This window comes from Nocardia pseudobrasiliensis NBRC 108224 (genome assembly GCF_001613105.1).
Classification (GTDB): Bacteria; Actinomycetota; Actinomycetes; order Mycobacteriales; family Mycobacteriaceae; genus Nocardia; species Nocardia pseudobrasiliensis.
Genome location: NZ_BDBS01000004.1, coordinates 100,827 through 114,259, shown reverse-complemented (window position 1 = coordinate 114,259; position 13,433 = coordinate 100,827). Strand labels below are relative to the sequence as shown.

Genomic DNA, 13,433 nt, shown 5'->3' with positions numbered 1-13,433 from the left:
TTCGCAATCTTCGCGAACAGATATGTTCGTAAACCGAATGAAAGCAGTTGGAAATAGTTCTGTGATTTTCATAAGAATGTTGACAGCTGAGAGGGTAAATGATAGAGTACCGGCCAGTCGTTGCCGGACGTATTAACTGCGTGCGACCGGTCGGTTCACCCTCGCAGGGAGGCGGTGAATCGGCGACGGAATGGAGGATTGGGCGGTAAGACCGCGTGGTCTGCGTTTGATCAGGGGCGAGGGGAAATAATCCGCCCGATCGAAAAATTTGTGACTCGGGGGGATTTCCTGCCGATCCGGAGACGGTATCGATACGGATTCGAGCTTTCAAAGCTGCACCCGACCGCGTTACCCGGTATTTCGGGGGGCAATATCGCATGCCGGATGCTGCCCGCCGAGGGGAGGACTGGAGTCGATGTCAAGAATAGCACTCAACATTCTCGGACCATTGCAACCGGCTATAAACGGCGTGGAAGTTCAAGTGCCCGGCCGTAAGCTCCAAATCATCGTCGCGACTCTCGCGCTGCGCGCGGGCGGCGAGGTGCGCCGCGACGAGCTCATCGAGGAGCTCGATCTGCTGCGTTCCAGCGGAAATGCGGCGAACACCCTGCACGCGCACGTGGCTCGGGTACGGCGCTGGCTGGTCGGCCACGGCGTCGACCCGACCGTGCTCGAATCGACCCCGGCGGGATACCGGCTCGGTGTGTCGCGCTCGGCGGTGGATGCCCACCGGTTCACCGCGGGTGTGGAACACGCGTTGAGCCTGGCTCCGTCGGTGCCGTCGGTCGTCGCGGCGATCCTCGAGGAGTCGCTGGGCCTGTGGCGCGGGGATGTCCTGCTCGATCTGGCGGACGGTCCGCTGGCCGCCGCGGCCGCGGACGAACTGCGGCGATTGCGCAGTACGGCGCGCGAAACACTGCTGGACGCCTGGATCGCGCTGGGCGATGATCGTCGGGTCATCGCGACCGCGAAACGATTCATCCGCGACGACCCGCTGAACGAGCGAATGCGAATCCATCTGATCACCGCGCTGCGTCGCGCCGGGCGGCAGGCCGAAGCGGTCGAGGCCTACAAGTCGGCGGAGCGACTGTTCCAGGACGAACTGGGCGTCGGGCCCGGTGACGGGCTGCGCGAGGCGTTCGTGACCACCGTGCGGAAACACCGTGCGGAAACCTACACCTATTCGGAGTTCTGAACAGGCACAGAACCTTTCGACTCTCCGCCGAAGCCGGTGGAACTCGGGCTTGTCCCATCCGATGCGGGCCGGATAAGTTGGGTCGGGTTCGCGGGTGAGTCGGAAGGGTGTGCATGATCACCGTTCTGGTCGTCGACGATCAACCTCTCGTTCGCGCCGGTCTGGCCGCCCTGGTTCGCACCAGCGGTCGGTTGACCGTCGTGGGGGAGGCCGCCACCGGCGAGGACGCGGTCGCCCTCACCGAACTCCATCAGCCCGACGTCGTCCTGATGGATATTCGCATGCCCGGTATGGACGGCATCACCGCCACCGAGAAGATCCTCGCCACCGCCTCCGCTCGACCGCCGCGGGTGCTCATCCTGACCACCTTCGACCTCGACGAGTACGTCTACTCCGCATTGCGCATCGGGGCGTCGGGCTTCCTGCTCAAAGACACGTCGCCGGAACAGGTTCTGGCCGCGATCCACGCGGTCGCCGCCGGCGATGTGCTGATCGCCCCGGCCGTCCTGCGCCGCCTGGTGGAGGAATTCGCGGCGCGGACCGAATCCCACCGAGGCCCGCATCCGTCGCTGGAATCGCTGACCACACGCGAGGTCGAGGTGCTGCGCCTGGTCGGCAGGGGGATATCCAATATCGAGATCGCCGCCGAACTCTGTGTCAGCGAGAGCACCGTCAAAACCCACCTCTACCGCAGTATGACCAAGCTCGGAATCCGCAGTCGCGCCCAGGCCGTCGTCATCGCCTACGAGACCGGACTCGTGGTTCCCCGCCGAAATTAGCGGCGTCCCTTCGCGATCAGTTCCGCGACGCCTCGGGCGCCGCCCAGGGCACGGTCAGTAGCACGACATATCCGCCCTCCGGACGAGGCCGGGCGGTCAGTGTTCCGCCGTAGAGCCGAGCGCGCTCGCGCATTCCGAGCAGTCCGTGGCCGGAACCGCCGCGTTCGATGCGCGTGGCCGGATGTGCGGGGGAGCCTTCGGAATTGGTGATCGTCGCGGTCAGTTGCCGGTCATCGCGGCGCACTTCGACGGTGGCGTCACAGGGGCCGGCGTGTTTGATGACATTGGTCAGCGCCTCCTGGACGACCCGATACACGGTGAGCTGCAACCCCGATGGCAGCTCCTCGACCGCGCCGGTCACGTCCAGGCCGGCGTTCACGCCGACGCCACGGACTCGCGCGATCAATGTCGCCAGTCCCGCCACTCCGGGGGCGGGCTCGGTCTCGACGAGCGTGGTGGCGGATTCGACCGGAGTTTCGCAGGTGCGCAGTAGTTTCAGCACCCGGCGCAGCTCCTCGAGCGTTTCGCGGCTGATGCCGTCCACGGTCTGCACGGCGGCCCGGGCCGTGGCCGGATCGGTGTCGAATACGTAGCGGGCCAGCCCGGCCTGCATCGCTATCACCGAAATATGGTGCGCCACAACGTCGTGCAGCTCCCGGGCGATCTGCAGACGTTCCTGGGCCACCGCGTGTTCGACCCGATGCTCCTGCTCGCGGCGCAATTGCTCGGTCGCCGCGGCCAATTGCCGGTTGCGCATGCTCAGCCGTCGCGACACCTCCGCGACGCCCCACACCACCGGGGGCACCGCGACGCCCTGCACGATCGCGACGACCAGCGGCACCTCGGGCGCCATCAAACCGCTGTAGAACAACTCGGCCCCGAGCAAGGCCGCGCCGATCGCCGCTTCCCGAGGTGATTTCATGGCGGCGACGGTGTAGAAGGCCAGCATGGGGCCGTAGAAATTGAGGCTCGGAAGATAGCCCAGCGCAAGGTAACCGGTATACGCCGCCGACACCACCACCAGGATCGACATCGGCGCGATTCGCCGCGCCGCGAGGGGAAGACATATCACCGCGGTCAGGACGTAGGCCGCCGGACCGAACGGCGGCCATCCTCCGGTGCGGAATACGGTTTCGGGGTGGTACACCGCGCCCATCAGCCACATGGCCGTGCAGAGGGTGAGGGCCATCGCCACATCCACGATTCGTGGTTGCCGGCGTCCGAATTCCCCAGCGCTCATTTCCCGAACCCGCCCGCCCCGCGATCGACTTCCACCGTTGCTCCGTCGACTCTAAACAGATCTAGTTCAGCTCCGCGAGTTTGCGCAGGCTCCTGGTCATTTCGCGGCACAGCCCGGGTTCGATCAACTTGCCGACCGAGCCGTCGAGCGCGCCGCCGAAGAGTTCGAGTACGAGTTCGACGACGCTGCCGGACCGGGTGGCAGCGACGGTGTAGGACAGGCGCGCCCGGAAATCCGTCGCGCCCCGGCCGGACAGTTCGAGGTTGGCGCCCGGCTCGTAGGTGGTCACGATCCAAACGACCGGCGCCGGGGGACCGTCGAGTTGGAGCCGCTGGGTGAAGGTGGCGCCCACCTCGAAACCGGTGGCGCTCCCGCCGTCCCAGGCCGCGTGCACGGTGAGCCATTCGCCGTAGCGGGTCCGGTTGGTCAGCAACGCCCAGACCTGTTCGGGCGGTTTGGGCAATTCGATCGTGCCGACTCCCTTAGCCACGCTCGCCTTCCTCGTGGGTGAAGGCCGAATGGAAGACGGCGATATGGTTTCCCAGGGGATCGCGCACGTGTGCGAGAACCACGATGCCGTCGGGCCCCGGCATCGGCGGGTCGATCAACTTGCCGCCCGCCCGGGTTACCCGCTCACATGTGGTGACGACATCGTCGACCTCGATCGCGAAAATCGCGTAGTTGGCGGGCAGCGGGTTGTCGGGTTCCTGCTTGCTGTCCCAGAGCCCGCCCAGCGAGATTCCTTTTCCCTGCGTCCGGATAATGCGGTAAGAGTCGCCGTGACCCGCGGTGAAGGTCCAACCGAACACGTCGCTGTAGAAACGTTCCAGACCCACCGGATCGTCGGTCCCGATCTCGAAAAAAGCAACCCCATTGCCCATCGCTGTAGTGTGTCCTTCCCTGCCCGGCGAATGAGCCGGCGGCGGTTGGTATTTCGTGCCGATAGTAGGTAGACGGTGATCCCCCGCCAACCCCTCCGTTTCTCCTATCGCCTGCCGATTGATGGGAAACGCACCCCCTATACATCTTTGACAGTGAAATTAGACGAAACGGGTATGCGGTGACATCAGGCGACGGGTTGTTTTCCGTATGGCGCGTTCGTCGTGCAGTCGACGGGGAGTCAACCAGGGTGGTAGGCGCGAATGCGCCGGGAGTCGACACGGTCCGTGACAGCGGTCGTATCAGGTCGGCGTCAGCTCGGTATCAGCCGGTCCGGCGAACGTATCCATCATGACAACCGAGTTACAGAACATCATCGACGAGATCGTCGAATCCGGCTTCACCGGAATCACCCTGCGCGTCAACGACAATCGCGGTGAGTGGGTCGGCAGCGCCGGGCTCGCGCGGCTGGGCGAGGCCGCGAGTCCGCCGATCGACGGGCATATCCGGATCGGCAGCAATACCAAGACCTTCATCGCGACCGTGATGTTGCAGCTGGTGGCCGAGGGCAAGGTCGAACTCGACCACCCGGCGGCGGACTACCTGCCCGAATTCGGGCTGGATCGACGCATCACGGTGCGCATGCTGCTGCAGCACACCAGCGGGGTGTTCAACTTCACCGGCGAGTACTTCGAGGACGGGACGGTCGTGCCGGGCATCGTCTGGTCCGGAAAGGAGTGGGTGGACAATCGTTTTCGCACCTATCGGCCGGAGGAACTGGTCCGGCTGGCGCTGTCGAAGCAGCCGCGGTTCGAGCCGGGGACCGGTTGGAGCTACGCCAATACCAACTATGTCCTGGCCCGACTGCTGATCGAGAAGGTCACCGGGCGACCCATCGCCGAGGAACTGCGCGATCGCATCGTTGCCCCGCTCGGCCTGTCGGGCACCGTCGCCCCGACCACCCAGCCCGATCTCCCCGAACCACACGCCCACGCCTACTACCGCTACGAGGAAGCGGGCGAACAGCATACGGTCGATGTCACCCGCCAGAATCCGTCCTGGATCTCCAGCGGCGGTGACATGATCTCCACCACCGGTGACCTGCACACCTTCCTGTCCGCGCTGATGGGCGGAAAGCTGCTACCGGCCGCGCTGCTGGACCAGATGCGCACGCCGCATCCCGAATTCGGTTACGGTCTGGGCATTTTCGTGCAGGAGACCGATGGCGGCACCGTCATCACCCACAATGGCGGCATCGCCGGTCACGGGGCCCTGATGTACAGCACCCTCGACGGCCGCAAAACCTTGACCGCCGCGCTGAACTATGTGGACGATCCCGGGATGTCGCTGTCGCAGGCGTTCCAGGACGCGACCAAAAAGCTTGTCGCGGAGGTGTTCCGGGCCGATTAGGCGTCATTCGGCGGGCTGAACCGAGCCGAGGACGTCGGGATCGAGCCGTCCCCGGACGCGGAACCAGCCCGCCACCATGGCGACGACCACGAGCAGGAAGGCCGCCAACGTGATCCGCCCGATCTCGGCGTCGAAGAACATCAGCGTGATCACCGCGACCAGGAAGCCGAGGGTCAGAATATTGAGCATCGGCGCGAAGGGCAGCCGGAAGGCGGGCCGCTCGTACTCGCCCCGCTCGGCCTTGCGCACGAAGATCCAGTGGCAGATCATGATCGACGCCCAGGTGCCGACGATGCCCAGGCCGGCCAGATTCAGCACGATCTCGAAGGCCTTGTGCGGCACCACCAGATTGAGCACCACCCCGGCGATGCCGACCACGCTGGTGATGAGAATGCCGCCGTAGGGCGCGCCGTGATGGTTCATCCGCTGGGCAAAGCGGGGCGCAGCGCCCGCGACGGCCATCGAGCGCAGGGTGCGCCCGGTCGCGTACAGCCCCGCGTTCAGGCTCGACATCGCCGCGGTGAGTACCACCAGATTCATGACGTCCCCGGCGTGCGGGATGCCGATCGAACTCATCACCGTGACGAACGGACTCTCCTCGGCCGAGTAGGCCGTCCACGGCAGCAGCAGCGTGAACAGGATGACCGAACCGGCGTAGAACAGGATGATCCGCCACATGATCGAGTTCACCGCCTGCGGCACCACCTCCCGCGCATTGGCGGATTCGCCCGCGGCGACACCGATCATCTCGGTGCCGCCGAAGGCGAACACCACGCCCAGGGCGATGGTGAGCATCGGCGTCAGACCGCGCGGGAACAGCCCGCCGTGCTCGGTGATGGTCGAGATGCCGGGCACATTGTCACCGACCGCGGTGCCGGTGACGATGAATCCGATCGCCAGCAGCATGAACACCACGATGGTGGCGACCTTGACCAGTGCGAACCAGAACTCCAGCTCGCCGAACATCCGGACCGACAGCAGATTGAGCCCGACGACGATCGTCAGGGCGATCAGCGCGAGCAGCCACTGCGGCACGGGCACCAGAAACGACCAGAAATGCGCGTACAGCGCGATCGCGGTGATATCGGCGACCAGGGTGGTCGACCAGTTCAGAAAGTACAGCCACCCCACCGAATACGCCCCGCGCTCACCGAGGAATTCGCGGGCATAGGACACGAACGCCCCCGAGGAGGGCCGGTACATCACCAGCTCCCCGAGCGCGCGCACGACCATGAAGGTGAAGATCCCGCACACGATGTAGACGATGGCGAGGGAGGGTCCGGCCAGCGCCATCCGTCCGCTGGCGCCGAGGAACAGCCCGGTGCCGATCGAACCGCCGATGGCGATCATCTGGATGTGGCGTCTGCGCAGTCGCTGCTGATAGCCGAGGTCCCCGATATCGGTCCGGTCCTGCATCGAAACCTTCCCCGGCGGTCGAGCGGTGATACCGCTCGACTGTAACGTGAATCACCGTCGCGGAAGCGGACTTTCGGCGTACGCCGTCATCGAATCTCGGGCAGGTCGCGCAGCTGCCGCCGGGAGGTGATGGCGAGTTTGCGGAAGATGCTGCGCAGGTGGGCATGTACGGTGCGGGGGCTCAGAAACAGTTCGGCGGCAACCTCTTTGGAGGTGGCCCCGTCGGCGACCATGCGGGCGATGCGGATCTCCTGTCCGGTGAGGCCGACGTTGCTCGCCGCGGAGCGGCTGCGGGCCTGGGCGCCGGTGGCCTGCAATTCGGCCGCGGCCCGGGCCGCGAAACCCTCCGCGCCGACCGACGACAGCAACTCGTGGGCGCGGCCCAATTCGACTCGGGCGTCGCGGCGTCGGCCCTGACGGCGCAGCCATTCGCCGTAGACCAGATGGACGCGGCCGCGCCGGACCAGTCCCGGCCAGGCGTCCAGCAGCGAGATGGCCCGCTGGTAGAGCTCCTCGTCGTCGTGCACCAGGGCCCGGGCATAGGCCTCGATGCCCAACCCCCAGGGCCTTCCGCTGGCGCTCGTGCGTTCGATGAGCGCCGCCAGCGCGGAGCGCGCCTCCGCATCGCGCCCGCAGCGCACCGCGGCCTCGATCAGTTCGGGCAGCGCGTGGCCGACCACGCCGATATTGCCGCTCGCGACGGTTTGGCGGGCGGCCCGCAGCGCGGCCGGATAATCGGAGAGACCGTTGTTGAGCACCGCCGACGCGTACTGCACGCTGATGCTCATATGCGGACCGATCCGCGACAGCAGCCCCTCGGCCTCCGCGCGTCGGCCCTGTAGCGCGGCCAGGTGCACGCGTGCGTAGAAAAGCGGTGCGGCGCCGGTGGCTTCGGCGATCGCCTCCTCCTCGGCGATCAGTTCCTCGGCCGTGGCGAAGTTGCCGTTGTGCGCGTTGACGGTGGCGAGCATGGCCAGTCCGAGCTGCAGCAGCCGGAACGAGCCCGATTCGCGCCCGGCGATCGTGGTGCGGGTGGCGATATCGCGCATGGTGGCCGGATCCCACATCTCCAGGGCCAGTAGATAACCCAGATTGGGCCAGCGCGTCCACACCGGATCGCCCACATCGGTCACCACCGGGCGCAGAATCTCCACGCCCGCGCGAATCCCACGATCGGCCAGCGCGACCATGCCGTTGAGGATGTGGTCGGCGCTGCGCACCAGACCGGGCGGCGCGGACGGTGCGGTGCGCACCGCGCCGATCACCGTGGCCAGCCCGCCGATCTGGGTGCTCATCTCGATGGCGTCGACATAGACCAGCCGCGCCTGGGCGGGATCGCGGTCGGCCAGTTTGGCGGCGGCGCGCAGCAGATGTCCGGTGGGCAGATCCTCACCTCGGAAGCGGGCGAAGGAGATTCGCGCGCGCAGAATGTCCACGCGCGGATTGTCCGGCGGCAGCGTGGACAGCAGTTCGGAGGCGGTATCGAAGTCCCCGGCCGACAGTTTGGCCTCGACCGCGGCCAGAATGCGCTCGATCCGCAGCCGCGGATCCAGCGTCAGCTCCGCCGACCGTTCCAGGAAGGCCGCCGCCGCGGCCACTCCGCCGCGCGCCTGCGCCCGGGCCGCGGAGGCGGCGAGCGCCTCGGCCACATCCTCATCGGGTCCGGCGCTGGCCTGGGCCCGATGCCAGGCGACCCGGTCCGGATCGGTACTCGGATCGCTGACCTGCGCCAGCGCGTAGTGGGCGCGGCGACGCTGCGCGTCGGTGGCCGCGCGGTAGGCCGCCGAGCGGGCCAGCGGATGTACGAAGCGCACCCGATTTCCGACCTCGATCAGCGAAACATCCTGCGCGGCGGTGCGTTCCAGACCGAGCAGGGCCGTGGCCCGCCACAGCAGACTCGGATCGCCCAGCGGTTCGGCCGCGGCCACGGTCAGCAGCTGCCGGGACTGCGGCGAAAGGCCCTGCAGGCGAGCGTGGAAGCTGCGTTCGGCGGCGGCCGGGCCGGGCAGCTCGAAACCGCCGGCCATTCCGGTCAATCCGGCCGTGGCGGCCAGTTCCACCAGGGCCAGCGGATTGCCGCGCGCCTCGGACAGGATGCGGGCGCGTACGCGTTCGTCCAATGGGCCGCGGATCGCGCGGGCCAGCAGTGCGCACGCGTCGCGCTCGCCGAGCGGCTGGACGTCCACCGTGCGCAGATGATCGAGCCCGTTCGGCCGCTCCCGCGTGGCGAACACCATGGCCACCCGTTCCGCGCCCACGCGGCGTGCCACGAAACCCATGGCCCGGGCCGAGGCGTCGTCGAGCCAATGCGCGTCATCGATCAGACACAGCAGCGGCCGATCGTGTTCGAGCAGTACCCCCAGCGCCGCCATGCCGACCAGGAACGGATCGGGGACACCGGAATCCATGCCGAACGCGATCCGCAGCGCCCGGCGGTGTGGATCCGGAATGCCGCCCAGATGCTCGCGCGCCGAGACGCACAGCTGATGCAGCGCCGAGTACGGCAGCTCGGTCTCGAACTCCACGCCCGAGGCGCGCACGATCATGAAATCCTCGGCCGATTCCGCCAGCCGATCCAGCAGCGCGCTCTTGCCTATGCCGGCCTCTCCCCGCAGCAGCACCGCGCCGCCCCGGGATTGCCCGGCCTCATCCAAAAGCGTTCGCAACCGGGAGATTTCGTCCTGCCGACCCAGCAATCCGTCCATATGTCTTCGATCATTGCCGACGGTTCGGCTTAGTTCCAATAGGCAACAACTACCGACGCGAACGATACCGGTCGGCCACAAGGCTGAGAGACGAGGGAGACCGGGCGACCGAGGAGGACTGGATGATTCCGACACCGCCGATCGATGTGACCGGCCTCGACCCGATCACCGCACGCGTCGAGAACAACGGACCGACCGCCGCCCTGGTCTGTGCGCTGGGCGACGACGTCGATGATCCGCTGGCGTGGCTGCGCGCGCATCGTGAGCACATCGACGCGGCGCTGCATGGTTACGGCGCGGTGCTGCTGCGCGGCCTGCCCCCTGAGATGAGCCTGTTCGAGGAGGTGGTCACGCTGATCGGCGGACGCACCGAGATCGGCGTGAATATCGACACCTCCACCGAATATCGGCCCGATGAGCGCATTCCCATGCACAACGAGGACTCCCACGCCGCGAGCTGGCCGCGGCTGCTGTTCTTCATGTGCGAGACACCGGCCGAATGGGGTGGCTACACGCCGATCGCGGACAGCCGGTCGGTGTTCCAGAGTCTGCCGCAGGATCTGTTGGAACGCTTCGCCCACGGGGTGCGCTACACCCGGACCTATCGCGACGATCTCGGTCTGGGCTGGCGCGAGGCGTTCCAGACCGATTCCCGCGCGAAGGTCGAAAGGTACTGCCGTGAACACGGTATGGCCTTCTCCTGGGACGGGCCGCGCCTGCTCACCAGTACCACCCGGCCCGCCTGGCGCGACGAGCCGCGCTCCGGGGCGCGGGTCTGGTTCAACCAGGCCAACCTGTTTCACCTCGCCGCGTTGGGGGATGAGGTCCGCGAGGCCCTGCTGGAAGCGTTTCCGGAACGGTATCTGGCGCGAAACGCCCACTTCGGCAACGGAACCCCCATCCCGCCCGAGGATCTGCTGCGGGTCGAGCAGACCTACGACGACTGCGCGCTGACCCTGCCGTGGCACCGCGGGGATCTGCTGATCATCGTCAATATGCTGATGGCGCACGGCCGTACGCCCTATCGCGGCGCGCGCCGCATCTGGGTGGCGACGGCATGAGCGACGACCTGGATCGGTCGATCACCGATCACATAGCGCGCATCTGGTGCGACGTACTCGACCTCCCGCAGGTCGGCCTCGCCGACAACTTCTTCGATGTCGGCGGCACCCCGTTCCAGCTGCTGCTGGTCAAGGACCGGCTGGATACCGAACTGGCGACCAGCACCGAACTGGTCAGCTTCTTCCGCTATACGACGGTGGCCGCACTGGCCGAGCACGTCTACGGAAGGACGGCCTCGAACTGAGCGTCCGCATTCCGCGCCGCCGCCTTCACGGGAACTTCGGACCCGCGCTGACCGACATCTGTCGTGTGGACGGGAGCGGGATGAGCAAGCGGGATACCGAGATGTCGACCGAGCAGTGGTTGCTCGACCTCGAGCGGTCGCTGCGCCGAATCGAGCGCTCGGTACTGGACGAGACGCGGATCGGGCACCTCGGCCGATCGGTACTGATCCTGGCGGCCGCGGGCGTGGCGATCACGGCGTCGAGCGCGCTGGCGACGCCGGTGGTCATGAAGGGCCGACCGGGTTTGATGTTCGTGGCCCTGGTCTTGGCGGCGGCCGTGGTGGTCGGCACGGGATTCGGCGTCACGGCACAGCGATTCAGCTGGAGTTGCGCCAATGCCATCCTGTGCGGCATCGCGGCGGTGATTTCCGTGCTGGCCTTCTGGGCCGGGAGCACCGGGTCGACATTGCCCGGCGCGGGCTGGTTCGTGCTCACCGCCGCGTCGCAGGCGACGCTCACCGTCACCTGGGCCGGAATCGCGCTGCGTGACCACGATTACATAGTCACATAGCCATCTATGAATCCGGCCCGTTCATCGTGCCGGGCTCGATCCGACCCCGACACTCCAATCGCGAAGACCGCGGTGGGCGATATTCTCGGCTAGAAATTACTCAGCTCACCCCGCACGCAGGTCCGAACGGCTGGAAGGGGATATGAGAATGGGCGCCGGACACGAGCATTCCCACGCCACCGCCGACAGTGACCGGCGCTGGCTCGCCGGGGCGCTGGCGGTGATCGCCGCTTTCATGGTGGGTGAGGTGACCGTCGGTCTGCTGGCCAGGTCGCTGGCGCTGCTGTCGGATGCCGCGCATATGCTCACCGACGCCGCCTCGATCGTCTTGGCGCTGTGGGCGATTCGGCTCGCGGCGCGTCCGGCGGCGGGGCGGATGACCTTCGGGTGGAAGCGGGTGGAGATTCTGTCCGCGCAGGCCAATGGGCTGACGCTGCTGCTGTTGGCGGTCTGGTTGGCCTATGAGGCGATTCGGCGGCTGATCAATCCGCCGAAGGTCACCGGCGGGCTGGTGCTGGCGACCGCGCTGGTCGGCATCGTGGTGAATGTTCTTGCCACCTGGATGATTTCGCGCGCGAACCGGACCAGTCTCAATGTCGAGGGCGCCTATCAGCACATCCTCAACGATCTGTTCGCGTTCATCGCCACCGCGGTCGCCGGTGTCGTCATGGTCGTCACCGGTTTCACCCGCGCGGACGCCATCGCGACCCTGGTCGTGGTCGTCCTGATGGTCAAGGCCGGAGTCGAATTGATCCGCGCGTCGAGCCGCATCTTCCTCGAGGCCGCGCCCGCGAATCTGGATCCCACCGAGATCGGCCGGAACATGGTCGCCCGCGCCGATGTGGTCGAGGTACACGACCTGCACATCTGGGAGATCACCTCCGGCTCGCCCGCATTGTCGGCGCATGTGCTGGTCGCGCCCGGCAGCGATTGCCACGCCGTATGTCAGGATCTGGCGAACTGGCTCGACGAGCAGCATCACATCGAACACACCACGCTGCAGGTCGATCACGCGATGCCGGAACTGTTGGAGATCGGCGGGTCCGGCGCGCATTGCGAGGATGCGCACGGTCCCAGCCATCGGGCCAACTCCTGATGTGGCCTAGCCGCCGTAGAGGCGGATGAAGTCCTGGATCGGATCGACCGCGGGCACCGTGTAGGTCGACGAACTCCCGTCGACGTGGGTCTCCTCGATGTATCGGGCGGGTTCGGCGGGCAGGTGACGCCATCGCGCCCGTGGATCGACGAGCTGCTCTCGGTCACTGTTCGACGACATGAAGTCCCCCTCCGGAATCGTGTCACCCCATGCTACCGGGAGTCGAGCTCAGTGGAACCAGAGTCCGGATGCGTTGTCCGGGTAGTGCATCGCGTCGAGATGATAGGACCCGTGCGCGTTGCGGACCAGATATCCGGCCCATCCCGCGTCCATATTGCAGACCACATCGTCGCGGTTGCAGACCGAAAGGACCGGGAAGGCACCGAAATTCGCGTCGGTGCCGCGTAGCGGCGCGCCGACGAGGAAGGTCATCGAGGTGCCCGCGAGGCCCGGTCCGCCGGGCCCGGCGCGGCGCTTCGGATCGGCCAGCAGGACGGCGTCGGCGTTTTTCACCCACTGGTGCTCGCTCACCCAGGCGTGCACCAGACCCGCGCCCTCGGAGTGCCCGATCAACTTGATGTGATCGGCGAGGCATTTGCGCCGATGCGCCCAGAACAGCCGATTGATCTCGTCCACACCGGATTTCGGATCGAAGGTCTGGTACTCCACCCGCTGATCGGCCACCATGTAGCTCGAATTCTGATGGCCGCCGTCGCGTCCGAAGGTGAAGCCGCCGACGCCGAGTGACCAGGATCCCGAGCAGGTGGGCGGGCCGGCCGCAGCCGGCCCGCCCACCGCGGCCAGGGACCACACCACGGCGGTGACCGCCGTGAGCGCCGCGAATCGCCTGGGCATG

The 13,433-nt window shown here is 66.8% G+C and carries 14 protein-coding genes; 7 read left to right on the top strand and 7 right to left on the bottom strand.

Going from position 1 to position 13,433, the window contains the following annotated elements:
- Positions 1-481: 481 nt before the first annotated feature.
- Positions 482-1,195, top strand: coding sequence for an AfsR/SARP family transcriptional regulator (locus NP4_RS05395; protein ID WP_169813661.1), 714 nt, complete (start codon positions 482-484; stop codon positions 1,193-1,195).
- Positions 1,196-1,308: 113 nt separating this feature from the next.
- Positions 1,309-1,974: a response regulator gene (locus NP4_RS05390; RefSeq protein ID WP_067992776.1), complete on the top strand. Its 666-nt coding sequence runs from the start codon at positions 1,309-1,311 to the stop codon at positions 1,972-1,974.
- 16 nt (positions 1,975-1,990) lie between these two features.
- On the opposite strand, the gene NP4_RS05385 is transcribed toward NP4_RS05390, so the two are convergent.
- From NP4_RS05385 to NP4_RS05375, 3 genes are all read right to left on the bottom strand, one after another.
- Positions 1,991-3,214, bottom strand: a complete 1,224-nt coding sequence (locus NP4_RS05385) for a sensor histidine kinase (RefSeq protein WP_114755516.1) — start codon at positions 3,212-3,214, stop codon at positions 1,991-1,993.
- Positions 3,215-3,275: 61 nt separating this feature from the next.
- Positions 3,276-3,704 (bottom strand): type II toxin-antitoxin system Rv0910 family toxin, encoded by a 429-nt coding sequence (locus NP4_RS05380; protein WP_067992772.1) that lies wholly within the window; start codon positions 3,702-3,704, stop codon positions 3,276-3,278.
- On the bottom strand, positions 3,697-4,095 hold the full coding sequence (locus tag NP4_RS05375; RefSeq protein WP_067992770.1) for a VOC family protein: 399 nt from the start codon (positions 4,093-4,095) through the stop codon (positions 3,697-3,699). The genes NP4_RS05380 and NP4_RS05375 overlap by 8 nt, the downstream gene beginning before the upstream one ends.
- Positions 4,096-4,444: 349 nt before the next feature.
- Between NP4_RS05375 and NP4_RS05370 the strand changes: the two genes are divergently transcribed.
- Positions 4,445-5,503, top strand: a complete 1,059-nt coding sequence (locus tag NP4_RS05370; RefSeq protein WP_067992766.1) for a serine hydrolase domain-containing protein — start codon at positions 4,445-4,447, stop codon at positions 5,501-5,503.
- Positions 5,504-5,506: 3 nt separating this feature from the next.
- Here the strand turns inward: NP4_RS05370 and NP4_RS05365 are convergent, their stop codons facing one another.
- Positions 5,507-6,919, bottom strand: a complete 1,413-nt coding sequence (locus NP4_RS05365) for an amino acid permease (protein WP_067992764.1) — start codon at positions 6,917-6,919, stop codon at positions 5,507-5,509.
- A gap of 86 nt (positions 6,920-7,005) precedes the next feature.
- Positions 7,006-9,624: an AAA family ATPase gene (locus NP4_RS05360; RefSeq protein WP_067992761.1), complete on the bottom strand. Its 2,619-nt coding sequence runs from the start codon at positions 9,622-9,624 to the stop codon at positions 7,006-7,008.
- A 122-nt stretch (positions 9,625-9,746) separates the two neighbouring features.
- Between NP4_RS05360 and NP4_RS05355 the strand changes: the two genes are divergently transcribed.
- From NP4_RS05355 to NP4_RS05340, 4 genes are all read left to right on the top strand, one after another.
- The gene (locus NP4_RS05355; RefSeq protein ID WP_067992759.1) at positions 9,747-10,685 is read left to right on the top strand and encodes a TauD/TfdA family dioxygenase; all 939 of its coding nucleotides are present in this window, start codon (positions 9,747-9,749) and stop codon (positions 10,683-10,685) included.
- The gene (locus NP4_RS05350; protein WP_067992756.1) at positions 10,682-10,930 is read left to right on the top strand and encodes a phosphopantetheine-binding protein; all 249 of its coding nucleotides are present in this window, start codon (positions 10,682-10,684) and stop codon (positions 10,928-10,930) included. The genes NP4_RS05355 and NP4_RS05350 overlap by 4 nt, the downstream gene beginning before the upstream one ends.
- 80 nt (positions 10,931-11,010) lie before the next feature.
- Positions 11,011-11,481 (top strand): hypothetical protein, encoded by a 471-nt coding sequence (locus NP4_RS05345; protein ID WP_067992751.1) that lies wholly within the window; start codon positions 11,011-11,013, stop codon positions 11,479-11,481.
- 148 nt (positions 11,482-11,629) lie between these two features.
- Entirely contained in the window at positions 11,630-12,577 is a 948-nt protein-coding gene (locus tag NP4_RS05340; RefSeq protein WP_114755515.1) for a cation diffusion facilitator family transporter, read from the top strand.
- Between the two features lie 6 nt (positions 12,578-12,583).
- Here the strand turns inward: NP4_RS05340 and NP4_RS40685 are convergent, their stop codons facing one another.
- Entirely contained in the window at positions 12,584-12,757 is a 174-nt protein-coding gene (locus tag NP4_RS40685; RefSeq protein ID WP_156524887.1) for a hypothetical protein, read from the bottom strand.
- Between the two features lie 48 nt (positions 12,758-12,805).
- Entirely contained in the window at positions 12,806-13,432 is a 627-nt protein-coding gene (locus NP4_RS05335; RefSeq protein WP_067992745.1) for a hypothetical protein, read from the bottom strand.
- Position 13,433: the final 1 nt, after the last annotated feature.

Excerpts from the sequence above, each read along its gene's own strand:
- NP4_RS05390 (WP_067992776.1), top strand. The coding sequence starts at position 1,309 with ATGATCACCGTTCTGGTCGTCGACGATCAACCTCTCGTTCGCGCCGGT.
- NP4_RS05385 (WP_114755516.1), bottom strand. The coding sequence starts at position 3,214 with ATGAGCGCTGGGGAATTCGGACGCCGGCAACCACGAATCGTGGATGTG.
- NP4_RS05375 (WP_067992770.1), bottom strand. The coding sequence starts at position 4,095 with ATGGGCAATGGGGTTGCTTTTTTCGAGATCGGGACCGACGATCCGGTG.
- NP4_RS05370 (WP_067992766.1), top strand. The coding sequence starts at position 4,445 with ATGACAACCGAGTTACAGAACATCATCGACGAGATCGTCGAATCCGGC.
- NP4_RS05365 (WP_067992764.1), bottom strand. The coding sequence starts at position 6,919 with ATGCAGGACCGGACCGATATCGGGGACCTCGGCTATCAGCAGCGACTG.
- NP4_RS05360 (WP_067992761.1), bottom strand. The coding sequence starts at position 9,624 with ATGGACGGATTGCTGGGTCGGCAGGACGAAATCTCCCGGTTGCGAACG.
- NP4_RS05355 (WP_067992759.1), top strand. The coding sequence starts at position 9,747 with ATGATTCCGACACCGCCGATCGATGTGACCGGCCTCGACCCGATCACC.
- NP4_RS05350 (WP_067992756.1), top strand. The coding sequence starts at position 10,682 with ATGAGCGACGACCTGGATCGGTCGATCACCGATCACATAGCGCGCATC.
- NP4_RS05345 (WP_067992751.1), top strand. The coding sequence starts at position 11,011 with ATGAGCAAGCGGGATACCGAGATGTCGACCGAGCAGTGGTTGCTCGAC.
- NP4_RS05340 (WP_114755515.1), top strand. The coding sequence starts at position 11,630 with ATGGGCGCCGGACACGAGCATTCCCACGCCACCGCCGACAGTGACCGG.
- NP4_RS40685 (WP_156524887.1), bottom strand. The coding sequence starts at position 12,757 with ATGTCGTCGAACAGTGACCGAGAGCAGCTCGTCGATCCACGGGCGCGA.
- NP4_RS05335 (WP_067992745.1), bottom strand. The coding sequence starts at position 13,432 with ATGCCCAGGCGATTCGCGGCGCTCACGGCGGTCACCGCCGTGGTGTGG.